The organism is Bradyrhizobium sp. USDA 3397 (genome assembly GCF_054060965.1).
The window spans coordinates 6638596-6664557 of the sequence record NZ_JBSSDS010000001.1 but is presented as its reverse complement, the minus strand read 5'-3'; the positions used below and the strand labels follow the sequence as shown (position 1 = coordinate 6664557).

Here is a 25962-nt window from a genome sequence, read left to right as displayed (position 1 = left end):
CAAGTCGTTGATGTTAGAGAACAGGTGTCCGTTTAGGCACTCGTCAAGCAGCCTGGACAAAGCTGTTCGAGGAGGGATTTTGGGATAGTTTTTCCGCTGCAAGATCGGCAGCAGATTTCGGCGCGGCATCGGTTGCGCGGGTGTCGCCGGAAGAGTGGGAGAAAGATGTAGTGCATCGCGTATTCCAGAACTTCATTGATCTCCTATCGATAGCAGATCATCCTCAGGATTTCTCCAGAGCCATGGCGGACACGGCCGCCGCCCTCGATCTATCCTGCTTTGCCTACCTTGCCTTGCAGCGCGCAGAGAAGAAGGAGCCGCGCCTACTCTCCACTTATCCCTCGCGATGGACGGCTCACTATTTGCGCAATCGCTATCAAACCATCGATCCGGTCATTGAAGAGGCGCTCCGGACGACCGAACCTTTTCGATGGGGAATCGATTTCCGAGCAGAGACTAATTCGATGGCGCAGCAGCAACTCTTCGACGAGGCTGCACAGTTCGGAATCCGAGTTGGCTTTACTGTCCCAATTCACGACGGGCACGGTCCAGTCGCCGCCCTTACGTTTGCCACTGACAAAACACGGCCGCGCTTCGAACATTTCGTCGATACGCATGGCAGAGTTCTTCAGCTTATGGCGATGTACTTTCACGCCCACGTCCGGCGCAAGCTTATGAACGATTTTGGCGTGCATGGATGCCGCTTATCGCGGCGCGAATTTGAGTGCTTAGAATGGGCTTCACAGGGGAAAAGTGCTTGGGAGATCGGGTGCATCCTCGGCATCTCGCGCAACACAGTTGCTTCCTACCTAGAAAACGCAAAGGAAAAGCTGGGCGTTCGAACAATCGCACAAGCGGTGACGCAGCTAGCCGACGCAGCCGGCGGATGCATGAAGCGGGCTGCTTAGCCTCTTCAACAGTATCGATTGATCGTTGCAGAAAGCGGGGCCGATCCCATTCACTCTAATCGTTAGCGTTTCGAACCAGGCGTGCGCCGCAGGCGCATCGCCCATCTGAAAAGGCACCCGGGCCGCGTGAGCATAGCGACGGCGAAGCCGGCACGCGGAACGAGTGCAGCGACGAGACCGGTTAAAAGGGCACCCGGGAACGGGGCAGTGATAGCGGTCGCCGCAGGCGAGCCCCTTTTCCGAGTGCCCCCGGCGAGGCGCACATCAGCCCTTGCGCGATGGGATCGTGACCCGAAGGGCCGAGACAGCTTGGCTCGGCAAGCGGAGCGCGTAGAGCCCGGTCCGCGGAGCGGACGCGCCCGTCATCTCGTCCAATGAACCTGTCATCGAAAGTTGAAACGTTCCAGAGCGCGGTAGCGACACTTAACCGGGCAGCGTTGCGGATTTCTCCTGCGAGGCGAAGTGCTAACTCTGGATTGATCGCCGCCGCCCTTTGATCTCTCGGCATGGAGGACTGGGCGCAATGTGGAAATCGTTGCTTCACCTTGCATTTTGCTGGCGAAATGAGCTTTTCCGGTGTCTAATCGAGGTTGTACTCTTCGCTTCGATTGCGCGTTAATTTCAACGGAGACGGTGCGTGAACAAGGCCCGGTCGAGCCTGATGCTCGATCAACAGGCGCTCGCTTTTGGTGCGGTGCTTGTTGAAGAATTCAATCCCGAAGAAGTTGAACTCTATCCCGAATTGGTCGCCTCCCACCGGAGCCCCGGGAAAGCAAAACACGACCACCCTCTCGGCAGCGGATTAGGCGAGATCGTTCAGGCTATCTCGCCCTATTTTTTTGAGATCGGCGAGGCCGTTATCGGAGGATTGTGGGCCGTTGCGCAAGGCACGACCGAAAAATCCATTGAAGACTCTCTTGCGCCGGGGATCACCGCCTGGATCAAGAGGAAATTTGGGAAGCCTGTGCCGCTCGCACTGTCCGAAGGGCAGATCGCTTCGATCATGAAAACGGTCGAGACAAAGGTGGACCGGATGCGGGCGTCCAAGGAGACCAAGCAGCAGGTCCTGGACCGTGTACAAAAAGCGCTCGAAGAGGGGCGACCGGACGAGCGTGATGGCAAATGACAGCGAGGAAGGCTCAACGATCGACTGGGCTGCCCTCCCCAGCGGCTTCCGCGAACGTTTTTTGATCCTGCTGCTGACCGGCGTCCTGTTTACAGCCTATCTCGCATCGACGGTCTGGGTCGTTGCCGCGCTACATTGGAGGAATCCCGCCAAGTTTGTCATTTTCACCGGCGATGTCACGAGCCTGGAATTTGTTCTCATCGGTGTTCTCATCTTTCTGACGGCCACACTCGTCGTCTATCTGCTGCACCCGGTCATTTCGCGGCGCCGCTTTGGCGAAGGGCGTCCCCTCGACCCGGGCACGGCGCTTGGCCAACTGGCCTCAGATCTTGCGATCCAGATGAAACTGAGCCGGGTGGCGTTCTCGGTCACAAGCGACTTGAGAAACCAGACGGCCATCGCCTTTGGATTTCCCGGACGACGGCAGGTCCGATTTGGCGGCGGCATGCGGCTGGTGGTCAGCAAAGCTCCAATCCTGGCCCGCACGGTGACGGCTCATGAGTTCGGTCATTTGCGGCATAGCGATGTGGATCTCGGCCTTCTTACAAGGGGCGTAGCCTGGGCGACAGCATGCCTGGCGGGCGTGACGCTCGTGATCCAGATCATGGGCCTCACCATCTTCCTGAGTACCCCGCAAAACGCGAAAACGGTCGCCAATCTCTGGACCGGCTTCTGGCATGGGCGCATACCGATCCTGCAAGCGCTGGAATTTGCGCATCAGTTTGAGCCGTTTTACGGCCCGCCATTCGTATTTGTGCTCGGCAGCCCCGCCTTCTTTTTTCTTGTCTTGTATCTTGAGTATGCCGCGGCACTTCGGAGTCGGGAGCATTACGCCGACATCTTCGCCGGGTCTGTTGTCGGAGCCGACACTCTGAAGTCCCTGTTTAGCGACGGACGCAGGCAACGTACGGTCATCCCGAACATTTTCCGCACGCATCCGACGATCGCACGCCGGTACCGGGTCGTCAGCCAGCCCGATCTTGTCCTACGCCCGACAATCTTTCAGGCACTCGCCTCGGGGTATCTGGCGGGACTCTTTATCGTGTACGCCACGACCTACGTGACGGAGAACCGGCCAGACCCCGCCGGCACGCGTTGGGTTACGTCTGGTCTGCCTCAATGCTGCGATACAAGTTGGCTGGTGAACGCGCTCCTGGTCACTTTGACGTCGTTGCTGGTGTTTGTCCTGGTTGGTTCGCTCAATCTGCGTCTCGCCGCCTTTGCGCGCGTCGCAAAGAAGGCGCGAACCTGGTTGTTAGCCGCCACAGTCATTCTGGCACTTCCGTTCAGTGCCGGCATCGTCCTTGGTGAATTTTTAAATCCGCTCGCGCTCTGGCGCCGCTGGAATGATTGGCCGGCCTTTGGCGGGGCGACGGGATTTCTCATCGCCAACCCCAAGGCTCTCCTTTGCCTCATTGTGGTTATAGGATTTGTGAATCTTCTCGTTTACGCGGGCGCCCCGATGGCCGATTTTGCAAGCTTTCGCTGGCGTGTCCGCCGGTTCATCGCGCTGCCGCTATGGGTCCTATCCGTCTGGGTCCTTTCACTGACCATTATCGCCTTCGCCCCTGCCATAAAGGGGCCTGGCCTCAACTGGCTCGAGATAGCGATCCAGGATTATCAGCAACGCGAAGCCAAGCCCGACGAGATGTTTCGTGACGCGCAAGAGAAGGTGTTCGAGGCGGATCGGGCCTCCCCCGATGCCGCCATCGAGCTCTACGCATCGGCGCGGAAGACGTTCGAGCGCATCCTAGCGCGTTATCCTGATAGCAAGTCGGCCGCGGCCGTTCACGGCGCCAATGGAAATCCCATTACCCTCACTTTCGTCGAAGACCGGCTCAGGAATGCCGAGTGTGCCGCCCGGCCGGCGCGCGCCTGCCTCATGCAGCTAGCCCACGGCGAGGCCTTTGGCGAGCTGACCATGGGGCTGATGGCCGCAAACCCGCAAATCGGGCTTGCAGCTGTCGGCAGTGTCATGATCGCGGATCAGGCACTCGGAAACGTCGAAAGCGCGCGAACGACCGCGCAAGAGATTGTTACGCGGCTGGCGCCCATGCCTGCGCGATCCGCCGTGTTCATGACATCGCCAGCCTACCTGATGCAGCTGGCAAACGCGTTGGCCTTGGCGGGTCGCAAAGATGAAGGGATCGAGATTTATCAAAGGATCACGGGTGGCACCCTCACTCCCCACGCGGTGCTTCTCGTGCGGGTGCTCGCGGCGATCAAGGCAGATCTGGCACCCTTGCAACGGCATATCGAAACACTGCCCGCAGGCCCACAATTTTTCTTCCTGGTGGATTTGGCGCGGCAGGCTCGTGCGTTGGGCGATCAAACGGACGCGACAATACTGATCGGCAAGGCCTTGTCGATCGCTCCCGCTGGCCCGCAGGCTCTCTATCTCTTGGATGTTGTGGTCGACCGGGATGATTCATCCGTGATTTGGCAGCGGCTAAGCGCCGGTCTCGATCTGCATTCCCTGCAACCACCGTGGCTTTTCGTCGCCCCTGCGCTATCAGACGTTCTTTGGCGATACGGCCGCCGCTCTGGATTTCGCGCGTGGTGTTGCGGACAGGCGCCTGCGCGCCCGCGCTTTCTACGAAATAGCCGTCGCCCAAGCGCAGACCGGAAAGTCGAACGTGAAAGAGGCGCTTGAACAGGGGGACACTAGCGCCGGCCAGGCACTCTGGACCGACGCCGCCTTGGCGCTCATTGCGATCGAGGCTCATGCATGGGCCGGCGATGCAACAACGGCTGTCTTGCTCACGCGCAAGACACAAAATCAGGGCTACCGCGCCCTCGCCTTTGCAAGAATAGCCTGCGCCCTATCAGGGCTGCGGCATCCGCTTCTGTTCTTCGCCAATCGACCCCCCCTCTAGCCGAGGCCCGCCAACTGATGCTGTCGGCCGACCCTTGACAGCCTGCGGGGTGACACCAAAAGGAGATACGCCATCGGAGCCTGCGCTTGCCGCTCCGTGGCTCGTGAGAGGTTGAGGTAGGTCGATGTCGGAAACGTCTGAGTGGCTCATCCCGTTTCGCGGGAGGAACCCCTCCAGTACTTTCACCCAGAATTTTTTGTGGAAGCAACGTAACGTCTACGTGATGGACAACCATCGCGCGGCGCTATGGTGCTGGCTCCAGCACATGGATCCGACGCAACCCTATTCGCTCTTTCACATGGATCAGCACTACGACACACTCGCCAGCCGGATGCCCACATGGCTGGAGAATCTGCCAACCGACTGGCGCCTCGACATCGAGGCGTACCTGTCTCACGAAGTCAAATATCCGGATATCCCCCAACCAGCTCTTCTATTTCGCTGGGACAACTATCTATCCATTTTCCTGGCCGTGTTCGGCTCCGCTCTGGAGACCGCTTTGTTTGCGACCCATGGCAAGGGCACGCCACCAGACTGCGCGCATTCGAATTGCGATCTCTGGAATGTGCCGGCGAATCTTGATTATTGGCTGAGCCAGTCGCGCGCGCCATGGATTTTCAATCTAGATCTGGACTACTTCTTTTGGCACGGAACGGAGGATGACGCGTGCCGCCGCATGCTATCCAAGGCTTATATAGGTGAGACGATGAAGACCGTCCGCGCCAATTTGAGCAGCGGAAAAATCGGCGTGCTGACGATTGCGCTGTCGCCCGAATATTGCGGCGGCTGGGAGCAGAGTGAAGAGGTGCTGGATACGGTCTTGAAGCCTCTTGGAATTGAATTCGTGCTACCGCGCTGATCATCGTTTAGGTCAGCGACGCAGGTCCAGACTCGCGGAAGAGAGGGTCATCGCCCTACGGAATGTTGTGGGACCAATGGAGTGCTGTTTGTTCAGAAAGAACTCGCGATTGCCGAGCTCGGTTTCAGCATACTGATCGATCGCGACCTAGATCGCCTCGATGTGCATCCGGCCTCGACCCTCATGGCACGAACGCTTGCGCGCGTGGTTGAGCGCCGCCAGAAATTCCGGGGTGTCCTGCATGTCGGAGAAGTAGGCCGCGCGCGTTGGGTCATGCCGCTGTCGCCTCCCGCGGCACGAGGCGGAGCTGCGCACCGGCACACGCGACGGCATCGGCGGTCGGCGAGGAATGAACAAATAGTGCACGAGAATGGGCTCGTTGTCGCCAAGCAGGCTTCGTTCCTTGACCAAGTCGCTCCTCACCGTGCGCATCTCCAGGATTTCCTGCGCCACAGGCTGCTGCTTCCACGTGCAGAGATGCCGGACTTTGATGATCGCTGAAATCACATATCAGGGTAAAAGGCCTGCAATTCGTGCACCTTTCCGTTAGATTGAAGCGGAGGCCCTCGAGGCACTTCGCCCGTAAACATCGGCGGCCCACCTGTGACGTGATATATGCATAGCCCACCTTTTGCCGATCGTTTCATATTTGCAGATGACGCAAGGCTTGCAGCGAGGCTCTCTTCGTTGCTCGCCAGGCCGGGCCATTATCTGGGAGTTTGCGATGGTCCTCGAATGCAGCGTCCGGATCACAAACTCGAGGTGCTTCGGCGGCATAATGCCATGGGGCGGACGCGCGCGAAGACCGCATTCATGGCGGGCTTGCCTGTCAACGCTATCCAGGCGCTCAGTCAGTCGCTGAATGCGCACAGGCAGGTCCCCTGCATTCGTATCTCATCTTCGGACGATATTGTGTCGGCAATTCCTCACGCGGGCCAGCGTAACATTTTGACCTGGGGTCGCGACCGTATGGGCATCGGCCTTCTGAAGGCCCTTCGCACCGGGCAGGAGATCGTGTTTGAAGACAAACCCTCGCCTTACGAGTGGCTTCCGTCTAAAAGCGGTCACATCGTTGTCTGTGAGCAGGGCGAGGAGATCTCCGAAGTCATAGCTGCAAATTACGCTTACGCTCTGGATGCCGGACTATTCCTGATCCCGGAAGTGGACAGGGATCGGGCAGACGACATTCTTGAAGCCTTTTATTCGCTCGATGATCGGCCCGGCGGCACGCCACGGGAAGCTCAAGCAAGTCTGACGCAGGAACTGCTCGGCCTGTGCGGATCAATCCCAGTCCCCGACGGAGGATCGATCACCTTTGTCGGCCGCTTGCCGTACGGCTTCGCATATCCTGAGCATCCTTCGACGCATCTGTTCAAGTATCCGGATTTGGGCACGTCCGTTGTCAACGGGTTCGCGGCGGAGCAGCCGGGTCAGCCGGGCACAGGCGTGGTGATGCTGGTCGATCCCGGCACGACGCCGGCACCAGAAATTCAGTCCGCCGTCAATCTCCTGGAGCCCCGGCGCGCCTTTATCCGCGTTTATCAGGACCGCAGCGCCAATGTACGGCACGTGTCCGAAATGATGGAGCATTTCCCCTATGATCTTCTGATCTTCGCGACGCATTGTGGTGATAGTTCTGGTTACCGGCAGACGTACGAGTATACAGACTCCGAGGGGCTACACCGCACAATGGTTGTGGACCTGGCTGTTGGCTTCCAGCGAACGGACGATCCCGAGATGCTGAAAGTTGGCCACTTCTTCCGCTTCGTCTCTCTTGACGGCGTCGATTGGACGGATCGAACCGCCAAGGCCAAATTGTACGTCGGCGAAGCCGTGCACGACTTCAATCGCCTGATGGACGGCGGCCCGAGCAAGTTCAACTACACAAAGAGAGAAACGATCGACCGTGTCGTTGGCTCGTCGGCGCTGATGATGTCGGACAGCAATTTCATCTTCGCCCAGCATTCGATAGCCGACATGGGGACGCCGATCGTCATCAATAACGCTTGTGTTTCGTGGCAGCGGTTGGCGGGAGACATTACGTACGCTGGGGCGCGCGCTTACATCGGAACACTGTTTCCCGTGACCCCGATCGAAGCATCGGAAGTGGCCACACGAATCCTGGATAGGCATTGGGGCAAGCCGCTGGCCGTAGCGCTCTGGGCAGCTCAGCGCGACGTTTATGAAGGAAGCCCGCGGCGCCCCTATGTGCTGTCTGGCGTTTTTCCGCAGCGGCTCCGCGTGGAACCGATCGACTATCCGGAACGCATTCGAAAACGTCTTGCCAGCAGCCTCGCGGGTTATCAGGAAATGCGCTCGGGACTGAGCGAAGGGGACGGCAAGCGGATCGAGGCAGTCCAGGATATCGTCCGGATTTATGAGCGGGAGCTACAGCATTTCGAAGATGCACGGAACCAGAATGGCACGCAGTTATAATAGAGAAGCGTTTGCGTCGTGCGGTGCGGGAGCACGAAAGCGAGCGCGCCAAGAAATTATCTGGGCGCGCAACCGGAGCACGCGAACCGTCGGTCGCGCGACATCACGCAATTTCCGGGACGGGATCATTTGTCAATGATAGATGCAGTGCAGGAGTACGGTAGGGCTGACTTCATTCAGCAACAGCTCGGGTTAAGTCCGTCGATTGGCCAGAAGCTCGCCGCCATCATCACTTTTGCTGGCAGCATCGAGTATCATTTGGAGCGTGCGCTGTGGCGGCTCCGGCGCATCGATCCGAAGGGCGTAAAGCCCGAGACGGATGCACGTGTAATCACCGATTTGATTTCAATGCTTGAACGTTTTGCCACCGACCTGGCACCGGGAGATGAAAAGACACTACTCGAAGGGTGGTGCAGGTCAGCACGTGACGGCTTCACGATCAGGCACAACATCGCGCACGGCGTGGCCATGACGCTAGGTAGTACGCTGGTGTATGCGAGGAACCCCAGATGGCATGGCGAGATCCGCAAGCGCGAGTTTGGTGACTTCTGGGCCGACGAGCCCACGCTTGACGTTGTCCGCGAGGCGATGGCTGTTCTTCTGCGTCTCGCCATTCAACTCTCTCGAGAAGAGATTTCGCTGAAGGAGATAGCGAACCCACTAGCCCTTAAGGCGCTGCGCACGGCTCGCTCGGTGCTTGGGGAATTTGCTAGTCGAGATTACAACCCAAGTTTCGATAAATATTGAACATCTTGCTGCGCGCGCCATGAAGATGTCATTTCTGACGCTTGCGGAAACGCCATGCATCCGCGAGATTTGAGGTCTCGATGTCTTCGAAGGTCACCGGCTTGCCCGCATCGAACAGAGCTTTGGCTTTCTGCATCGCTTCCTCGGAGGGGGGGCCAGTAACCGAAATCGGTCACCAACCGGGGGACACGAACCCGCGTTACCAGCGACATCTGCGCGTTGTGAGCGATGGCCGACAAAGCCTCCTCAGAAGTGACTGGCTCCAGTGTTAGCGGCCCCTTGATCTCGTCAAACTTCGCCGAAATGTGCAGGCGCTCGACTTGCCCGGCCTCGGCGTTTCTCAGAATGCTCTGACTGAATGTGCCCGGCACGGAAGCAATCAATCCGGTCACGGTCGCCGTGGCCATGACATGCCACGTCGCTTCCTCGCGCTCCGGCTTTAGACTGACGATGTGCTCACCTATCAACGAAGGGATCGCTCCGTTCATCCAAAGCCACGCCATGCACGAAAGCAATTGCGGGCCAGATGGCTCATCAGTTAGGTCTAAGGCCGCGTTGATGAATTGTGGATGGTCATCAAATCGTCCCTCGACATAGGGGAGCACGGTGAACGCAGTTTGCGTTATCAGCAAGAAAACCGTGGACTGGATCGCTGCGTTGATCTCTTGCGTGAGACGATCCGCGGTGAGACCTTCGAAGACAAGCGTTTTGATGCCGCGCGACTTCGCCGCATCTTGAGCATCGGCAGTGTACCCATTCGCGCTGACCAGTATGCCTTGCTGCACAGGGATGCCGACTTCTTCGAGGATGCGAATGAAATTATCGACAGCCCCAGTGCCGAGGGTTTTGGCCTCGTTCTTACATCCCACACCGAGCCGCACCGGATAGCCCGCCACGCTGGATGTAATCAGAACGTCAATCTCGCGGCGGCGCCTTGTTTTGCTGTGTAAGACGGGCAGCTTCTTCCGCTTCTCGACGACAACGCCCGCCACCTCGTGCATCATGGCAACGAGGTCTTCCAAGATGTCGCCCTTGCGCTTAGCAGTCATCCTTTTCCAATCGTATCGCTACCAATCGCGCGATTCTTTATCTCCGCCTGGGAGCGTCTCACAGCATGCTGATGCGGGCAAGAGGACGAAGAATGGCGATGAGAATGGATTCGATCAGCCCGCGAGCTCGCATCGATTACCGATTCATGTATCGAGCCACCTTCTAGCTTGGCTGCACCGCTCCATACATAAGCGAGAGGTAAGGGCTCCGTGCCTCCTCGGGCACGTATAGAGTCGTTTCCGGCAACCAGTCGCCACCGATCCGGACCACCTGCGATGCATGCGCGTAGGGCTGGAGTTCAGACAGCAAGCGATAGTACTCATGAACGATGTCTGAAATGCTCTCATGCCATTGATCTTCAAGAACGGAGATCCGCTGGTTTATCGACGCGATTGCTTGATCTCGCGCATCCTGCGTCATGCACTCCAGAGCATAGCCTACAACAGCGTAGTCGAGATCCGACCGCTGTATCGCGGAGCGCCATCCGTCGTCACTGAACCGCCAGGCGTTCCAGCGCTTAAACGCTATAGTCCAGAGAGCAGATCGTCGTCCTGAGGACGCCTCCGCATAAAATGCTCTTAGGCAATTGGTGACGGACTGGCGCATCGGATTCAACTGCACCGGCCTGCTCCATAGACGAATTGCCTCGACATACCCTTTGAGAGCGGCATCCGGAACGTGAACCAACGCCCTACCGAGCGCTTCCTGCAAGTCTGGCTGCTCGGCCAGCGCCAGCATCCACCCGTCCCAACACACTTTGTCTTTTGAAACCTCGATGAATAGGTCTGTGAGCAGAGCAGCCTCGTCGGCGGTTGGTGTGCGACGCGACTGGAGTTGATCCGCAAAGGAGCGATAGACTGCCGCAAATTGAAAGCGCGGATTTTCGCTTTCGAGAGCTAACCGAAGGCACTGCTCGGCGGGAAAGACCTGCACAAGGATGAACGCGAGCGGCGTCTTCTGAACTCTATTTAGACACACGAGAAGTTGTTGCCTCGCATAGCGAAGCAAGAAGCGCATCGTCTGCGTCTGGATGGCGTTTCGGGAATATTGGCGGAAACCTTCGCCAACCGCCGATGATGTTGGCCCAGTCACCTTCTGCGTCCGCCTTTAAGAAAGCTTCGACGATTTCGGCTTCCCGGATCGGCGGGGGTTGCCCACCGGCACTGATAATCGTGACATCGATGGACGCCGCAATCCGGCTCAATTGATTGACGAGGCTGCTGTTCGCTCCAACGTCTTCAGGCAGCAAATTCCACAGCGCACCGCCGAAGTCGCAGACCTGGGCAACGACGATGATAGCGGTCAGCCGCGCAAGCTTCGAATCCGCTGCCCCTTCCCATACGCGCATCTCGCCGATAAGCCAGCGCAACAGGGATGCATATCGGGCCAGATCGATAGAAGCATCGACTATCTGATCCGGCGGCCAAGGCGGTCGGAAGCTCAGCCGGATAAAGCTGAACCGCTCATGAAAGGCATGAAAGAGCTGAGCCGCTTGATCGTGATCCTCAAGCAAGCGAAGAGGTTGTTCGAAACCATCGATAAGAGCAATGAGCTTGTCGGGCGCCAGCGATTCTCCATCCTCTGCGGCGAGGCGCAAAGCTTCGGTGAGAAGTTCATTGCCGGAATGGTTCACGGCTTCTTCCATACGAGATGCTCGGGTTGATCGAGCCGACGCCAAAGATCTTCAAAGGCATCGCAGACTAATTGGCCATCCTCGACTCTCTGGAGGATGTGATGCTGTTTGCCGAGCCCGTTAACGGATGTTCCAAGGGACCATGCTTGAGCGCCGGTGCCAGTCGCCGGGAAGATGAGAAACCGGTCATGAAAGGACCAGCCGGCCACACCGATCCGCGTGCGGAATTCCAAGCGAAGGCCACTCCAGTTTGACCTGAGTCCGCTGAAGAAAGCGCGTTGCTGCTCAATGAACTTTGTCTTTGATATCGACGTCGAAGACTGCGCAGCATCGAACCCTTGTGCATCGGAAAGCGCGCGCAAATCGGCATCGGCATAAGGGCAGTGGAACAGAGTCTTGATGACATCCTCTGCGCTGAGGTAGGGGTCCCAAAGCCATGCAGCTTCTCGTCCATGTTGGCGAATAAGGAACCTTACGTCCTCGATGGCCTCATCGTGCGATGCTTGTTCTTGGCCTGGTTGCGGAAGATATTGCTTAAAAGCGCGGCTTTCCCGCAATCGGCTTGCCTCCTCCCGATACATGCGGGACTGTCGCCACTCGCGAACAGGGTTAGAGGACGCGTCACCCACGATGCTCTTGATTGGTCGGGGATTCACGCCAACGCGATACTCGTCAAAGCCGCCGCTTACGTTGGGCACCGAAAAGACTCGCGGCTCACCTCCCACAACATGCATGGCGAATTCGATGGAGCGGATGAAACTCATTTCTCCGCTGGCCGCCAGCAGAAGGCCGTTTGATTCGTCCCACAAGACCGCGCGACGAAGCCCCTCTCCGTCTTGCATGGACAACAGCGTTTGCGGCTGGTCGAGGTTGCAGGAATTGAAGCCTGATATCGCGCCGTCATACTCCGTCTCGCAAAGCACGCGCAGCGTTCTTGGTGGCGCTTTTGGATGCCAAGCGACTTCGACCGTCAGTTCACCCGTCTCCCGCATCTCGCCGAACTTTGATTTGAGGACGGTAACCGGCAACTGCACCAGGATGTTGCCCAGACGATCCGACAGGCTGGCCAGCCCAATCGGCACGTGTTTGCTCACCGCCTCCGACAATTCCTGCAAGGCCGGCGGATCATCGAACAATGCCTTCAATCTTGTCTTGGTCGTATCGACCCATTCGAAGACCTGCGAACCGGACCAAAAATTGTTCTTTAGAACTCGGTTGATGGGAACGCTACCGGCATTATCGGCCGGCACGAATTGCACTGGAATAGAGACCAGCTCGGCGACGCTCAATGAATGTCCAGAGGCCCGCCAAGTGCCGTTCGAGCACAGATGATCGAGCGAAGGGACGAGTTCGGCAATCAGTTTCAGATAGCGCTTAATTCCAAATGACCATCCCTTAAGCGATCGCAATATGATGGGCTTCGTGCTGAGGTATCTCGGTTGCTCCCGAGCATCCGGCAGTCTTTCTTCGGCGACCAAGATCGTGAAGATGTTGATGGGCGGAGCACTGCCGGGCAGAGAGGCAAAAATCTCGGTTACTTCAAAATGCGTGTAGAACCCGAGAATGCCGGGCTCGATCCACCGGGCAATTTCATTCTTGGCGATGTCGGGATTCCAACTGCGCGGGAGCATGGGCGTCTAACAGATGTAAGCCGATGACCGGCAGCGGTGAGGCAAATCAAAATAGAACATTAAGGGAACAACCTCAACCCCTGGATGCAGCTGTCCGCTTGCTTGAAGCTCAATGGTAACCGGCCAACATTGAGGCAATTCAATAGGATATTCCTTATAATCCAGAACAAAATCTACAGGATATGCCTTATTGCAATACACAGATTTAATAAGGAATATCTTATAGATTTGATAACTGGTAATATGCTATACCTTATCGGATGAAAGATGCCATCCGTCACCTCGACAGCCGCTTCGCCACACTTCGAGCGTTCTCAAATGCCCAGCGCCCTCCGAAGGGTTGGATTCGTGCGATTCGGGACGCGCTAGGTATGACGACGGCCCAATATGCAAAGAGGCTGGGGGTCTCGCAGCCGCGCATCGTGGAACTTGAAAAATCCGAGCAAAGCGGCAGTGTAACCCTCAACACGCTTCAACGTGCAGCCGAGGCCCTCGGCTGCCGTTTGGTCTATGTGCTTGTACCCGAGCGGCCCCTCGCAGAAGTTGTAACCAAGCGAGCCGCCGAAATCGCTGAGCGGCAATCACGAGCCATCGAGCAGACGATGCGGCTTGAGGACCAGGCTGTGGAGGACAATCGGGCCGCCCGCGCTCTTCGGGAGCAAGCGATCGAAGATTTGCTGAAACGCCCCGCGCGTCTCTGGGATGACGAATGACAGATCTACACGCCGCCGACGATCATGCGACACCGCTGACGCCCCAGGAACGCGAAGAGCTTATCCCAACCCACATTACGTTACGCAGCGAACTGAACGAACTCGAGCAGCAGAATATCGCCACGGCAAACCGTTGGGCGTTTGCTCGCCGCAAGGTTCCGACGCGTGAGAGTTTTCTCAAGAGCCTGCACCGACGCATGTTTGAACGCGTGTGGCGCTGGTCCGGCAAGTACCGGACGACCGAGCGAAATCTTGGCGTCAAGCCTCACATGATTGAAGTCTCGCTGCACGACGTGCTGAACGACGTGCGCTACTGGGTTGAACACAAGACCTACCCGCCCGACGAGCTTGCCGTTCGCTTTCATCACCGTCTTGTTTCGGTGCATCCCTTTCCGAATGGGAATGGTCGTTGGTCGCGTTTAGCGGCCGACGTGTTGGTCACGCAGCTCGGCGGGCCACGCTTCACCTGGGGCGGAGCCGACCTGCAAAAGGCCGGCGCCGCGCGCATGGCCTACATCACCGCGCTCCAGGCTGCCGACAATCATGATCTCGGACCTCTCGTTGCTTTTGCTCGATCGTAAGAAGGGCTCGCAGACCAGACATTAGAGCTTTGGATTACGGAGTGGTCTCGCGCCCCAGTCAGACTCAAACTCGAACACCAGTTGATCGTCGTCTTCGTCCAGGCCTCCTTTTTCCAAGCGGGTCGCCTGAATAGTGCGACCGCCCTTGAGTTGCTGTTCGAAGAAATTGTCACCCCGAAAGGCATAGTTCTGAAACTGCTCAAGAGTTATGCGCCCCGCCAATAGTTCGAGCACCATGCGCGACGAGATACTGATCGACACCTTGAAATCTCCTTTCGATGAGATAGTCGTCCCGAGATAAATCCCTTTACCCTGCGGATCGAAGAGACCTTGCCTGTGCCAGGAGCGCGCTTGGTACCCTTCAAGCTGCGGCTGCGGCAATCCTAGCGCAATGCGGTTGAGCCTCTCGTATTCGGTATCCCGCTGCGCGGAGGGCTCGCGTTCAAAGAGAGTCACTTTCCATTTGGGAGAGTTGGAGCCCGCCGCCATAAAAGGCCCCCAACTTCTGTACGGCGAAAACACGCAGACAATATCTACCTTTGAGCGTTGAAGAAAATAATGGATCACCTGTTCTCCGCTGACCTGAAACCCGCCCAGAGGTTTCAACTCGCGAAGCATGTGGCAACCCGCGTCACCTAAGAAAATGCATTTGAGCACGCCGGCTTCTGACTTAGACAGCTGTCGTTCCTTGGAACGCAGAGCGCTATATATGGGATTATCTTCAATGTGATCCGCGACCGGAGGCATCGAGCAGAAAACACGTCCTTCAGGATGGACGTATTTGCGCCATTCAATAATGACGTCGATTTGCTCGTCGGTGAGCTGAAGGGTTGGAGGGGTTGGCCAATCAGGTGCGGAAACCCAATCTTCTAGTTTTCTCTCAAGGGCGGGCGTAAGTTCAAAATCCTTCGTGACTCGCCGGACACGACGCAATTGATTTCCCTCACGTCTCCGCGCTTCCATAAAACGATAGTAGAGGTGGGACCCGGATTTCTTACGTTTGCGATTACAAAAATGTCCGATCTTGTCAGCCGCTCGATTCATCAAGTCCTTTCCGGAAAACGTGTCGTCGGACACCGCCCTGATTTCAACGAGCGCAGGACCACGCGGAAATAGTGTGCGCGTGAACGCATCTGGCCGAGCGCTAGAATTTGCGAGGACGGGGTCAATTTCCAGATCAGCAACCTGCTGAACGCTCCACAGGAGGCTCAGCTCAACCTCCGCCGCGAGCGCATCCTTGGCATTCTTGTGCTCCAATCTCGCCAGGAGATCGGCAGCCTTTTCGACCGTCAGGAGCGGAGCTAAATCATTGAGCATCGCCTGCAAGCGACGCCGTGCATAAACTGGCATGATGTGTTCGGATCGTCTCGATAAAGCGATAGATGCTAAGTGAGTCCCGTGTTGCGGGGAATATGGCTTCAAGGCGAGGGCGGTGGCTTTCTGAACTGGTCAATGAGGCGATAAACCGCGGCAAGCGCCGCAAGCGCGGTAGCTATATTACAAGATTCGCCCGAACGGAGCGCTCGGCCAGGATGAACGAGGTTGCGCGCGTCTTTGGCAAGGCCTGCCTGTTGTTCCGTCGCAGCGTCGATGACACCATTTGACGTAGCAAGGCTAATCAGGTCCGCGAGATGAAGCTGATCCAACGGCCGTTTGGGTGGGCTGGCAAGTGTTATCTGTTTTAGGGCCCAGAGGAGCAGGGCTTCGAGAGCCGCACCTGCAAAAACAGTCGCCCCCATCCATTCACGCGCGTTGAAATCCATCCACGCGGCTCGAATGCGATCCTCAATGCCGAGGCGAATATCATTATCGGAGATAAAGGGCAGTTCAGGCTCTGACGGGGGCAGTTCGTCGCGACATTGCTTCATGAGCCGACGGATTCGCTCGACCGCGTCCTTGCCGCCGACATCTCGTGCAGGCCGCGTATCGCCGACATTCCAGAGCGCAAGCGAAGTCGCGAGCACCGCGCGACAGCGCGAATACTCAAGATAGTCCGTCGTCGGCAGATCCATCAATTCGCTTGGAATTTGATCGAGAAGACCTAGCAGTGCATGAACTTCGGCACGATGGACATATGTGACGGCGCCGGCATCAATCTCGCTGCGGCTAGCGCCGAACATGCCATCGATGGCGTTTGCGATCTGGCTTGGAACAACTTTCGGCATTGATGATCCGATGTTAGATGATCGGTTCTGCCGAACACCCTGCGAAGAAACAACGGCAATCGCGCAGACGTGCAGCAGCAGGCTTTCTATGCTATTGGTTTTATAAAGGATTCGTTCCTTCTTAGCATGGGGTTCGAAGGCGGCTCCTCGAGTTTTGGGCGGCACGTGCGCGACGATTTCACCAAGCAAACGATTATCGAGATTGCCAAGGGCGTTGCCTATCGCTGCTCCAATCCCGAATGTCGTCGGCCGACGGTCGGTGCTAATGCGGCACAGGACGGCACGATCACCATAGGCGTGGCAGCCCATATTTGCGCGGCCTCTCCTGGGGGCCCGCGTTACAATGCAGCCCAAACGCAGGAGGCTCGCCGAAGTAAGGAAAATGGACTCTGGCTTTGCCAGAATTGCGGGAGGCTGGTCGACGCGGATCCCAACCGGTTTACGGTCGAGCAATTGGCCGAGTGGAAGCACGGCGCGCAAGCGCGGGCTTTCCGCGAGCTCGTCGCACCCGATGCCACCCACGCTGAGGAGGCTGCACGGGTTGGTGCGGCGATTGCGGCGGATGATCGCCCCCATGATGCCGCGTTCGACACGGTATTCGAAAGAGTTCATGCTGCGGCGACGACCGACCTTGCCACGCATAAGCGCGGACCGCTCTGGTTGGGTGCGACAGTTGAGCTTACTCTAAGGATCGATGGTGACGGCGCCGCACCGTCTTTCAGTATCAGTAAATTACCGCTGGCGATCGAAGCCGCGCCCGACGTGACCATCGTGGCGCCACCGGGTACGGGCAAGACCACGACGCTGCTGCAACTCGCCGGACATGCGCTCACCGCGCAGTCCATCGTCCCGCTGTATTTCAGATTGGGCGATTGGTCTGCGGGATCAACAGGGCTGCTTACCAGCTTGCATCAACGCGCCGCTTTCCGGACGGTTAGCACCGAAGATATCGGCGCTCTTGCCGGTCGCGGCCGGCTCCTGCTGTTGCTCGACGGCTGGAACGAGCTTGCTCCGGATGCCCACAAGCGATTGCGCGTTGAGATTGGGCAAATCCGTCGCGATTGGCCCGATTTGCGCATCATTGTCACAACGAGGCGGCAGGCACTCGACGTTCCGATACCGGGGCCGCGCGTTGACATCGAACCGCTCTCCGAAGATCAACAGATTTCGATCGCAGACGCACTCTATGGCGCGATCGGTACGAAGATGGTCGACGATGCCTGGCGGACGCCGGGTGTTCGCGCGTTGATTGCGATCCCCCTCTATCTCTCCGCCCTGCTTAGCGGTGGTGCGCAAGGCGCCATGCCGGATACCAAGGAAGCCGTGCTGCGCTTGTTCGTCCAACAGCACGAGAAGGCGGGTGACCACGCCGAAGCCCTGCATTCGGCGCTGCTTGGATGTCACACGGTGATTTTGACGGAGCTGGCAAGTCATCTCAATGCCGTCGGCGCAACCACAATGTCCGAGGCCGACGCACGCCGGGTTGTGACATCAACGGCTGCCAGATTGCGAGAGCAAGGTCAGATTGTCGCTCCGCTGGAGCCGATTTCAGTTCTTGAAGCTTTGACAAGTCATCACACCTTGATGCGCTCCGGCGGAGGCGTCGCGTTTCAGCATCAGCAATTCCAGGAGTGGTACGCCAGCCACAGGGTTACTGGGTTGATGCTGGCGGCCGCTCGGGGTGACGCTGGTGCCCGCGTGCAACTACGCGCCGCGATCTTGGACCAGCCAACGTGGGAGGAATCTGTCTGGTTCGCGACGGAACGATTGTCGCGCGAAAAAGACGGCGTCGAGGTTGTTGCGCACGCCGTGCGTCTGGCCTTGCCTATTGATGCTATGTTGGCCGCCGAGATGATCTATCGCGCGGCGTCCGCAGTGTGGGATCTCGTGAGCGGCGACGTCATGCCGTTCGTGGCGCGTTGGCACAGGCCTGGAAAGGTGGATCGCGCAGTGCGCTTTATGATCGTGACCGGCCGGCCCGAATTTGCATCGCAGATCTGGCCGCTCGCATCGAGCAGCGACAAGCAAACACTGATCCCGACTTTGCGTATCGCGCCGCGCTTTCGTCCGCGAGTCCTTGGTCCTGATCTTCAGACAAAGGTCCGAGAACTTTCCGAGGAGACGCGCAAGGAACTCCTTGGCTTAATCGCCGGAGAGAGTGGTCTGGACGGAATGGATCTCGCAGTCCAACTCGCCAAGGCTGATCCAAGCCCAAACGTCCAGGCAGATGTCGTTCAACATCTTCAGTTTCGGCTGGCCGATCGGCACGTCGCCAGCTTGCTCGCCGATGCGCATGAAGAAACATGGGAATTGGTCGCACGACGCAGCTATGCGGAGGAAATCCATGCCCCCGAGGTCGTGAAGAAGTTGAATGCTATTCGAGCCAAGGCTCTTGAGCAGGCAACCGAACCATCCGAGCGGTTAAGCCTTCTTCTTCAGCAAGCTTCTGACGATCCTGAACGGGATGCGGCTATCTCATCCTCGATCGCGGACCCCCGGTTCGTGGTCAACAATACGCAAAGCAATTGGCTTTATGTTACGCAGCGATACGCGCCCACGGCCTTAGCGGAAGGACTTCGCCAGCGCCTGGAGGCCGGTCTCGATCTACCCTTTCATGCGGGCGACGTTTTGCTAAAACTAGACGTGATCGACAACGGCCCCATTGTCGGCGCAGTCCTCGATGTTGAGCGCGAGGACCGCAATATAAATGCCGCGGCCGGACTGGTCGGTCTCGCGACAATCGATGCGCTGATCGACAAGTATCTGGCGACGACGCGAGCTTTGCGGACAGCACGGGATAATCGTGCGCTGTGGGATGAGCATCATCGCACCGAGGCTCGAATCCACTGCACACGTCCCGCAATTTTTGCGGCGAGCGTCCTGCGCAAAGGACAGTCGGACGACCCTTGTATCATTTCGGCCCTAGCATCCCTTGTCGCGCAGCACGGTGCCCGCCATGAGGATCATGACAGGCCTCTTGGGATTGATCCGTCGACGAAGACCATGTGGGTCGAACTCCTGCGACGCTGGATCGACGTGATGATTGCATCACAGACTGCAGGTCGGCACGAGCTTGCTTATGTAGGCGAGGCCGTCGGCCGCTTAGGTCTCGAGGAGCTGGTCCCCGACCTCAAGCGCTTGCTGGACGAAGAACTCTCGCGCTTCAGGAGTGCACGACAAGGGCACGCCGACGCCTTGCGGCGTGGAATGATCGTAACATCGTCAGATGCAAGCATGCACTACGATAATCAGTACAGGGCATCTTTCATTCACATCGGTGGGGATGTTGTCGCCACCCTTGCAGCGCAATACCTCGAAGACAGGGACTTTGGTTTTTCGGCAGCGCTAATAATCAAATCGATATCCGACCGGCAGCTTGGCGTACCCGAGCCCGGTTGGCGTCGTCAGTGGCCGTGGTTCGACGGAGTGGACGCAGCACGCAAGAGCAGGGCAGCCCAGCCTCAGCCGGCACCTCAAAATGCTCTCGCCATGCCGATCTTTGCAGCCATAGATCGATTGGCAAGGCCGGAAGCAGAAAAAGAGGATCAGTCGCTCGCCATTACCCTAACGCGCATCGCTCTAAGTCTGCCCCACGGCGACCATGAAGAGCTCGTCGCCCGTGTGTTGGCTTTGCCACAGCCATTAGCGACAAAGCAGATGCTTCTTGCTGCCGTGGTGCTCGACGGGCAGATCATCGATGTCGATCTCGTCATGCGGGCCATCGACGATTGGCTCTTGGATGCCAGTAGCGAAGCAAACAAGGCCTGGCACAAACGGCAAGACAATTTGGAAATCGAACGGTGGGTGGAATTGCTGCCCTTCACGACGCGACCTGACGCCGTGCTCGATGGTTTGACAAAGGTCAAGGCGTTCTATGGCCGCGACTGGGCAAAGCGGTGGGAACGCGTGCTAACGGCCGTGGCGGCCATCCCGGGTTCAGAGGGGATTGGCCTCCTCGGCAGCCTGGCGCGCGCCCACAAGAATATCGCCGACGAGCATGCGTGGGTGCAGGCGTTTCTCAATCGGGGCACTCTTGAATCCGTGCTCATGTACGTCGACCTGTTCATTGAGCGCATCTTCGGGACCGAGCCTCACGGCGTGGATGCGTGGCACGTTGGTCGCCAGCTTGCGGAATATGCCCAGAGATTTCCCGAACTAACCTCTGAACTGAGGAAGCGGTACGAAACGGTCGGTGCCGGCCCGGGCCGTCGCATGCTAGAGGAGTTCTTTGGCGAGACGGCAAGCGAGGTTGATCTCCTTGCCATGGTCAAGAAATATGCGGCGGACAACAAAGCTTATGATGGCCAGATGGCACGAACCGTTGAAGCTGTGGCGGTTGACAAGGTGCCCGTAGGCGAAGGCTCAAATGCCTACAGCATCTATCCGGCCCCTGTAGGGAAATTGCGTAAGGCGCTTTTCGATCTGCTCGACGGCTCTCCGGCGGAAGCGGCCCTTGCGAAGAGATGCCTGGTGGCCATCGACAAGCTTCGGGATGAACATGGTATCGCGGCCAACGATCCTCGGCATCCGGATGTCACGTCCGAACGGCCGTGGCCGCCGGAGGCGACGTAGACTCCAGGGACGTACTGCACGGGCCGCTACATAAGGCTTTGACTTCCGACCCGAGGGCACCGCACCAGTTTCGCACCAGAAACGACCTCAACAAAGCGCAATGAAGGCGCTCGAATCCATCTGAAAATGCAGCAAAATCAACAAATCTGACCGATAATCTGCCGCTCGTAACGGTCTGACCGTAGGATCTACTTCGCTGGCTCAGAACTCAAAACAGCGGAGTGCCGGGCGCGGGATAGGTTCACCGCACCAGAAAAACAAAGTCGATTCTGGAGTCGTTCGCGCGAATTGACCGTCCGATTCCCACTCCACGCTAGCCGAATTTGCGACGCTTAGCCTTCCACCATTTTGTCGTCCGCCTTCTAGGCATTGATCAACAACAGCCGAAGTTCGACACCAAGAGTGGCAATGGAGCGCGCCGAGTGATCGAGTCCCGTGGCATGTCGAATGAACTAGCTGCCGCTTACGCAGGTTGCGAGTCAATTTCGGCGTTCAACGACTGGGTTCGACGCGGAATTATGCCGAAGTCGATTCCGGGAACACGCAAATGGGATAGAAAAGCAATCGACGCAGCCCTTGACCGGATGTCTGGTCTCGACTCTAAAATTCGACCGCAGCTGTCACCCTACGACGAATGGAAGGCTTCGCAAAATGCGGATGCGGCTCAAAGGCATCAACAGCTTAACAAAGCGGCTGGCTGACGGCACAGTCAAGACGTACTGGTACGCTTGGAAGGGTGGTCCACGTATCGATGCAGAGCCTGGCACACTGGATTTCGTACGGCTGTACAGTGAGGCAATCGCAGCCAAACCAAGGAAGGATGCAGAAACGTTTAGCTCGCTCATCGACTACTTCAAGGACCAGAGCGAGTACACAGGTCTGGGCGACAAGAGCAAGCGTGCCTACGATCAGTATCTTGCGCTGATCGAGGCCAAGTTTGGCGCGATGCCGCTTGGCGCGATCGAGGATAGGCGTGCACGGGGGGACTTCAAGGCATTTCGGAATACCTTCGCGTCCACACCGCGTAAGGCAGATTACGTCTGGACGACGATCGCGCGTGTGCTCTCGGTCGCAAAGGACCACGGCAAGATCGGTGTGAACGTCTGCGAACGCGGTGGTCGGCTTTATGAGTCCGATCGCTCGGAGATAATCTGGACCGCCGACGATATCCGTGCCTTTTGCGGCGTAGCGTCCATCGAGCTGCAGGCCGCTCTCCTGCTTGCGCTATGGACAGGCCAGCGCCAAGGAGATCTGCTGCGGCTGACCTGGAGCCACTACGATGGCACGTATATCCGGATGCGCCAGTCAAAGGGTCGCGGCAATAAGGGGCGGCAGCGTGTAACGATACCAGTCGGACCACCGCTGAAGGAGGCCCTCGATGCTGCGCTTAAGGAGAAGCGTTCAGCTGTCACCATTTTGGTCAACTCGTTCGGTCGACCCTGGACGGAAGACGGTTTCCGGACAAGTTGGGACAAGGCATTCAAAAAGACGTCCCTGAAAGACTTGCACTTTCATGATTTGCGCGGAACGGCGGTCACGCGGCTTGCGCTGTCGAATTGCTCGGTACCCGAGATCGCCGCGATTACCGGGCACTCCATGGCTACAGTGCAGCAGATACTCGAGGCACACTACCTCGGGGGTCGCGTTGAACTTGCGGAATCAGCGATCAAGAAGCTGAGCGCGGTCTACGGATAGGAAAAAAGCGAGGATTTGGGGATGTGGATGGATCCAGGTGAAGGCGTTCACCGGTCGCCAAGGCTACTGCGTGAGAGAGCGCTCCACGCCGCCGGAAACGAGATAGCCGCTGCGGTAACGCGCAGCCATCCCGCCAATCGTGGAGGAGATCGGCAGTGTCGATGAGCACGGAAACCGAACAAAAACTCCCAACTGACCTCCCAACTGAAAGGTCCGTTCTGCGCGAGGTCTGCCCAAGTCTTTGAAAAGATTGGTGGGCGCACCAGGGCTCGAACCTGGGACCCGCTGATTAAGAGTCAGGTGCTCCAATAATCGATTGTGCGCAGCTCTTCCCTAATGCGAGGTCTCTCTGACATTTAAGTACCGATCGGCCCCGCGACGCCCTTACAAGCCCCATACCTCTCGGCAAATGGATGCAATTCGTCCTTTTTGCACGCCACAGCTACCCGGCAGCTATGCTTAAGCTCTAGACCTCTTGTTCCTGGAGAAGCCTGCGCTTCTATTGCCTCAGCGGGTCACGGTTCGGACGCAGGCATGGGCGGGAAGACTCCGATCGAGGCATTAGGGGCGCCAGATGGTGGCAAGAAGCTGCACGCGACGAAGCGGCCACGCAAAAACCGTGGCATGCCGCCGCCCGCGACGTTCGACGTCGATGCTCTGCCCGGTAGCTCCAATTTGACGGCATTAGAGACGGCCGCGGTCATCCGGCGCACGCCTGGCGCGCTGGAGCAGTGGCGGCGCGATCCAAACCACCCGCTGAAATGGCGTTACGTCGATGGTCGCCCCCTCTATCGTGTCGATGCGGTGCGCGACTATCTGGCCATGTACGATAAGACCACTAGGACGCCTCAGCCGCATAATGCTCACGGAGCCGACCGAGGAGCTCGGCCTTGATCGGGTCAAGCGGATTCGTCCGCTGTAGGCGCACGATTTTGCCGACCCGTTTTGCGCCGACCAACTCTGCAATGTGGTCGTGGGCCGCTTCGAATGCCATCTTGCGGATGATCCACTGTTCGTCGTGATTGTAGACCTGATCGATTCCGCTGGACTTTTTCCGAGCATGGCGAACGTCTCACCCGGAATGATTAGGCCGCTGCATCTTGCGCTGCGTTATGGACATCTTGTCGCGCGAGGACCGTACCGCCCAAACTAGCTCAGGGCGCTGACGTGTGATCGCGGAAGTAGTCCAGCAGCGCCGCGTCGTCGAGGCCATTTCTGGTGTGAAACTGTGCGGTAACGCGAAGGGTCTGCAAGGCCATCATCATTTGTCATTTGACTTGTGAGACGCCAGACGTTCATCGTTAGGTTGCTTTCTGAGGTTCTCGAGCTCGTGGAAGATCCGCGCAGCACCCGTCGAAAACCGGATACAGAATGGCGGTGGTTGCCAACTTGCCGAGCCCGGGTCGCGAAACAGCTTCCGCCGTTCGTGCATTCCTAACGTAAAGCATTATTATCGCTCGCGAGCGCATTGAGCACAGACTGTGGTTCTCGTTTTCCTTGAAGCTGGAGCACCAGAATGATTCCTCGATCACGCAGCTATCAGCCGGAATACGAACCAATCGCGAATAGATCACGTATGGGCATAGCCCGTCTGGCCGCACTCACTCTCGGCGCGCTCCCGTCAGTCGCGTTCGGCGCCGATAAGCCGGCGCTGAGCCCGGACACAGCAACACCGCTCGTAACGACTTCGCGCATCTCTGCGACGATCGAGTTCGGGCTGCCGGCTCTCGCTGCGGCGATCGAGCGGGATATTCCAAAGCGGCTTGCCACCATCGACGAACGCGTCAACTGCGTTCATCGTCGTGTTTTTATCTTCCGCGTCAACGCCAATTGCGACGTCTGGGGCTTCGTCGACCGGACTAGCCCCGTTGCGCTGTATGGCCGGGGCGACCACGTCTTCGGAGCGGTCTCCATATATGGCGCCGCCGAAGGCCAAGGAGCCAATCGTTTCACGGCGCGCATTCGCGGCGACACCGAGGCGCGCGCGACGATCGAGGTTGAAGCGCGCCCCGAACTGCGGAGGGATGGGTCGCTGCAGCTAAACATCAGCGACTCCTTCCACTGGAGCGAACATCCCTACCTTCACGTGCTCGGCCGCGAGTTTGACCTGGCGCCCTATGTTGAGCCCAACATCCGGACGCAACTTAGCCGCATCCGGTCGCGCGCGCTGGCGGCGGCGCGCGCACTCGACCTGCACGGCAAAGCCGAGATGGCGTGGCGTCACGCGTTTGAACCGATCAAACTCGCGGAGGATCCACCGGCCTGGCTGCAGCTGACCCCGCAGAGCGCGGCTTTCGCCGGGGTCCGCGCCAACGCCAAGCTGTTGTGGGGATCGCTTGAACTTACCGGCTCCGCCGAAACCGTGATAGGGCAGCAGCCGCCGGCTGTCACGCCAACAGGACTGCCGCCGCTCGGCACTGCGGTGGCGGAGCCGGGAACTTTCGACGTCATTCTTCCCATCCGCATCAACTACGATACACTCAAGGACAAGATCAGCCAGGCGATGGCAGCCGCGCCGACCCTGGACACTTCCGTGCGCGAGGTTCAGGTTTATCCGTCATCGGGTAAACTCGTGATCGGCCTGCGCCTGGCAAAGAGCTCGGACACCGATTCCAGCGCAGGCCAATGGACCTATCTCTCCGCCTCGCCAAATGTCGATACTAACGCCAGGACCTTCAGTCTCGGCGAAATCGACCTGACAACTTCGTCAGATGACAGCCAGATTCGATCTGCCGTGCAACAGCTGGCGGCGCAACTGAAGAATGTCGCTAATCTCGACTACGGCATCTCCTATCAGAACCTGCTCATGGCGGCGAACGAGCGCCTGACGCGCCCATTGAAGGATGGCTTTCGCATGGAGGGGCGCCTCGGCTCGGCAAGGCTCGAGAAAGTGCTGTTGTTGAGCGAAGGGATCCTGATTGCTCTTCATGCCAGCGGCGGTCTGAAGATATCTTACGGCTTGTAAGCACG

General features: G+C 58.1%; 19 protein-coding genes and 1 pseudogene. 12 read left to right on the top strand and 8 right to left on the bottom strand.

From position 1 onward, the window contains the following. Positions 1 to 170 precede the first annotated feature (170 nt). The 4 genes from ACVWYQ_RS30840 (at position 171) to ACVWYQ_RS30825 (ending at position 5769) form a co-directional block, all read left to right on the top strand. On the top strand, positions 171 to 908 hold the full coding sequence (locus tag ACVWYQ_RS30840) for a helix-turn-helix transcriptional regulator (protein ID WP_456726694.1): 738 nt from the start codon (positions 171 to 173) through the stop codon (positions 906 to 908). Positions 909 to 1545: 637 nt separating this feature from the next. Next, positions 1546 to 2034, top strand: coding sequence for a hypothetical protein (locus ACVWYQ_RS30835; protein ID WP_456726693.1), 489 nt, complete (start codon positions 1546 to 1548; stop codon positions 2032 to 2034). Further along, entirely contained in the window at positions 2024 to 4687 is a 2664-nt protein-coding gene (locus ACVWYQ_RS30830; protein WP_456726692.1) for a M48 family metalloprotease, read from the top strand. The genes ACVWYQ_RS30835 and ACVWYQ_RS30830 overlap by 11 nt, the downstream gene beginning before the upstream one ends. 347 nt (positions 4688 to 5034) lie before the next feature. Further along, positions 5035 to 5769 carry a peptide arginase family protein gene (locus ACVWYQ_RS30825; protein ID WP_456726691.1) on the top strand — a complete coding sequence of 245 codons (735 nt, stop codon included), beginning with the start codon at positions 5035 to 5037 and terminating at the stop codon, positions 5767 to 5769. A gap of 147 nt (positions 5770 to 5916) precedes the next feature. Here the strand turns inward: ACVWYQ_RS30825 and ACVWYQ_RS30820 are convergent, their stop codons facing one another. Then, complete coding sequence (locus ACVWYQ_RS30820) at positions 5917 to 6222, bottom strand: hypothetical protein (RefSeq protein ID WP_456726690.1); 306 nt, start codon at positions 6220 to 6222, stop codon at positions 5917 to 5919. Positions 6223 to 6504: 282 nt separating this feature from the next. Between ACVWYQ_RS30820 and ACVWYQ_RS30815 the strand changes: the two genes are divergently transcribed. Together ACVWYQ_RS30815 and ACVWYQ_RS30810 are read left to right on the top strand one after the other, a co-directional pair. Continuing rightward, the gene (locus tag ACVWYQ_RS30815) at positions 6505 to 8205 is read left to right on the top strand and encodes a hypothetical protein (protein ID WP_456726689.1); all 1701 of its coding nucleotides are present in this window, start codon (positions 6505 to 6507) and stop codon (positions 8203 to 8205) included. Positions 8206 to 8340: 135 nt separating this feature from the next. Continuing rightward, the gene (locus ACVWYQ_RS30810) at positions 8341 to 8952 is read left to right on the top strand and encodes a hypothetical protein (protein ID WP_456726688.1); all 612 of its coding nucleotides are present in this window, start codon (positions 8341 to 8343) and stop codon (positions 8950 to 8952) included. On the opposite strand, the gene ACVWYQ_RS30805 is transcribed toward ACVWYQ_RS30810, so the two are convergent. The 4 genes from ACVWYQ_RS30805 to ACVWYQ_RS30790 form a co-directional block, all read right to left on the bottom strand. Beyond that, positions 8925 to 10001 carry a restriction endonuclease gene (locus ACVWYQ_RS30805; protein ID WP_456726687.1) on the bottom strand — a complete coding sequence of 359 codons (1077 nt, stop codon included), beginning with the start codon at positions 9999 to 10001 and terminating at the stop codon, positions 8925 to 8927. The genes ACVWYQ_RS30810 and ACVWYQ_RS30805 overlap by 28 nt on opposite strands. Positions 10002 to 10164: 163 nt before the next feature. After that, complete coding sequence (locus ACVWYQ_RS30800; RefSeq protein WP_456726686.1) at positions 10165 to 11010, bottom strand: hypothetical protein; 846 nt, start codon at positions 11008 to 11010, stop codon at positions 10165 to 10167. Further along, on the bottom strand, positions 10967 to 11647 hold the full coding sequence (locus ACVWYQ_RS30795) for a hypothetical protein (protein ID WP_456726685.1): 681 nt from the start codon (positions 11645 to 11647) through the stop codon (positions 10967 to 10969). The genes ACVWYQ_RS30800 and ACVWYQ_RS30795 overlap by 44 nt, the downstream gene beginning before the upstream one ends. Then, positions 11632 to 13266: a VPA1262 family N-terminal domain-containing protein gene (locus ACVWYQ_RS30790; protein ID WP_456726684.1), complete on the bottom strand. Its 1635-nt coding sequence runs from the start codon at positions 13264 to 13266 to the stop codon at positions 11632 to 11634. The genes ACVWYQ_RS30795 and ACVWYQ_RS30790 overlap by 16 nt, the downstream gene beginning before the upstream one ends. Positions 13267 to 13526: 260 nt before the next feature. On the opposite strand from ACVWYQ_RS30790, the gene ACVWYQ_RS30785 reads away from it, so the two are divergent. Both ACVWYQ_RS30785 and ACVWYQ_RS30780 read left to right on the top strand, forming a co-directional pair. Next, positions 13527 to 13979 carry a mobile mystery protein A gene (locus tag ACVWYQ_RS30785; protein ID WP_456726683.1) on the top strand — a complete coding sequence of 151 codons (453 nt, stop codon included), beginning with the start codon at positions 13527 to 13529 and terminating at the stop codon, positions 13977 to 13979. Then, positions 13976 to 14560: a mobile mystery protein B gene (locus ACVWYQ_RS30780; protein WP_456726682.1), complete on the top strand. Its 585-nt coding sequence runs from the start codon at positions 13976 to 13978 to the stop codon at positions 14558 to 14560. The genes ACVWYQ_RS30785 and ACVWYQ_RS30780 overlap by 4 nt, the downstream gene beginning before the upstream one ends. Positions 14561 to 14581: 21 nt before the next feature. On the opposite strand, the gene ACVWYQ_RS30775 is transcribed toward ACVWYQ_RS30780, so the two are convergent. Continuing rightward, entirely contained in the window at positions 14582 to 15910 is a 1329-nt protein-coding gene (locus tag ACVWYQ_RS30775; RefSeq protein ID WP_456726681.1) for a hypothetical protein, read from the bottom strand. A 68-nt stretch (positions 15911 to 15978) separates the two neighbouring features. Then, positions 15979 to 16914 carry a hypothetical protein gene (locus tag ACVWYQ_RS30770; protein WP_456726680.1) on the bottom strand — a complete coding sequence of 312 codons (936 nt, stop codon included), beginning with the start codon at positions 16912 to 16914 and terminating at the stop codon, positions 15979 to 15981. On the opposite strand from ACVWYQ_RS30770, the gene ACVWYQ_RS30765 reads away from it, so the two are divergent. The 3 genes from ACVWYQ_RS30765 to ACVWYQ_RS30755 all read left to right on the top strand — a co-directional run bounded on the left by ACVWYQ_RS30765 (position 16891) and on the right by ACVWYQ_RS30755 (position 23886). After that, entirely contained in the window at positions 16891 to 21297 is a 4407-nt protein-coding gene (locus tag ACVWYQ_RS30765) for an NACHT domain-containing protein (protein WP_456726679.1), read from the top strand. The genes ACVWYQ_RS30770 and ACVWYQ_RS30765 overlap by 24 nt on opposite strands. 651 nt (positions 21298 to 21948) lie before the next feature. Next, the gene (locus tag ACVWYQ_RS30760; RefSeq protein ID WP_456726678.1) at positions 21949 to 22992 is read left to right on the top strand and encodes a tyrosine-type recombinase/integrase; all 1044 of its coding nucleotides are present in this window, start codon (positions 21949 to 21951) and stop codon (positions 22990 to 22992) included. 534 nt (positions 22993 to 23526) lie between these two features. Further along, on the top strand, positions 23527 to 23886 hold the full coding sequence (locus ACVWYQ_RS30755) for a hypothetical protein (protein WP_456726677.1): 360 nt from the start codon (positions 23527 to 23529) through the stop codon (positions 23884 to 23886). On the opposite strand, the pseudogene ACVWYQ_RS30750 reads toward ACVWYQ_RS30755, so the two are convergent. After that, positions 23831 to 24046: pseudogene (locus ACVWYQ_RS30750) on the bottom strand (tyrosine-type recombinase/integrase); the annotation flags it as partial. The gene ACVWYQ_RS30755 and the pseudogene ACVWYQ_RS30750 sit on opposite strands and share 56 nt — an antisense overlap. Before the next feature lie 462 nt (positions 24047 to 24508). Here ACVWYQ_RS30750 and ACVWYQ_RS30745 point away from each other — a divergent pair. Beyond that, the gene (locus tag ACVWYQ_RS30745; RefSeq protein WP_456726676.1) at positions 24509 to 25957 is read left to right on the top strand and encodes a DUF4403 family protein; all 1449 of its coding nucleotides are present in this window, start codon (positions 24509 to 24511) and stop codon (positions 25955 to 25957) included. Positions 25958 to 25962: the final 5 nt, after the last annotated feature.

Bases quoted from the DNA above. Each gene is read 5' to 3' on its own strand.
- ACVWYQ_RS30830 (WP_456726692.1), top strand. From the start codon at position 2,024: ATGGCAAATGACAGCGAGGAAGGCTCAACGATCGACTGGGCTGCCCTC.
- ACVWYQ_RS30825 (WP_456726691.1), top strand. From the start codon at position 5,035: ATGTCGGAAACGTCTGAGTGGCTCATCCCGTTTCGCGGGAGGAACCCC.
- ACVWYQ_RS30815 (WP_456726689.1), top strand. From the start codon at position 6,505: ATGCAGCGTCCGGATCACAAACTCGAGGTGCTTCGGCGGCATAATGCC.
- ACVWYQ_RS30810 (WP_456726688.1), top strand. From the start codon at position 8,341: ATGATAGATGCAGTGCAGGAGTACGGTAGGGCTGACTTCATTCAGCAA.
- ACVWYQ_RS30805 (WP_456726687.1), bottom strand. From the start codon at position 10,001: ATGACTGCTAAGCGCAAGGGCGACATCTTGGAAGACCTCGTTGCCATG.
- ACVWYQ_RS30795 (WP_456726685.1), bottom strand. From the start codon at position 11,647: ATGGAAGAAGCCGTGAACCATTCCGGCAATGAACTTCTCACCGAAGCT.
- ACVWYQ_RS30790 (WP_456726684.1), bottom strand. From the start codon at position 13,266: ATGCTCCCGCGCAGTTGGAATCCCGACATCGCCAAGAATGAAATTGCC.
- ACVWYQ_RS30785 (WP_456726683.1), top strand. From the start codon at position 13,527: ATGAAAGATGCCATCCGTCACCTCGACAGCCGCTTCGCCACACTTCGA.
- ACVWYQ_RS30780 (WP_456726682.1), top strand. From the start codon at position 13,976: ATGACAGATCTACACGCCGCCGACGATCATGCGACACCGCTGACGCCC.
- ACVWYQ_RS30775 (WP_456726681.1), bottom strand. From the start codon at position 15,910: ATGCCAGTTTATGCACGGCGTCGCTTGCAGGCGATGCTCAATGATTTA.
- ACVWYQ_RS30760 (WP_456726678.1), top strand. From the start codon at position 21,949: ATGCGGATGCGGCTCAAAGGCATCAACAGCTTAACAAAGCGGCTGGCT.
- ACVWYQ_RS30755 (WP_456726677.1), top strand. From the start codon at position 23,527: ATGGGCGGGAAGACTCCGATCGAGGCATTAGGGGCGCCAGATGGTGGC.
- ACVWYQ_RS30745 (WP_456726676.1), top strand. From the start codon at position 24,509: ATGATTCCTCGATCACGCAGCTATCAGCCGGAATACGAACCAATCGCG.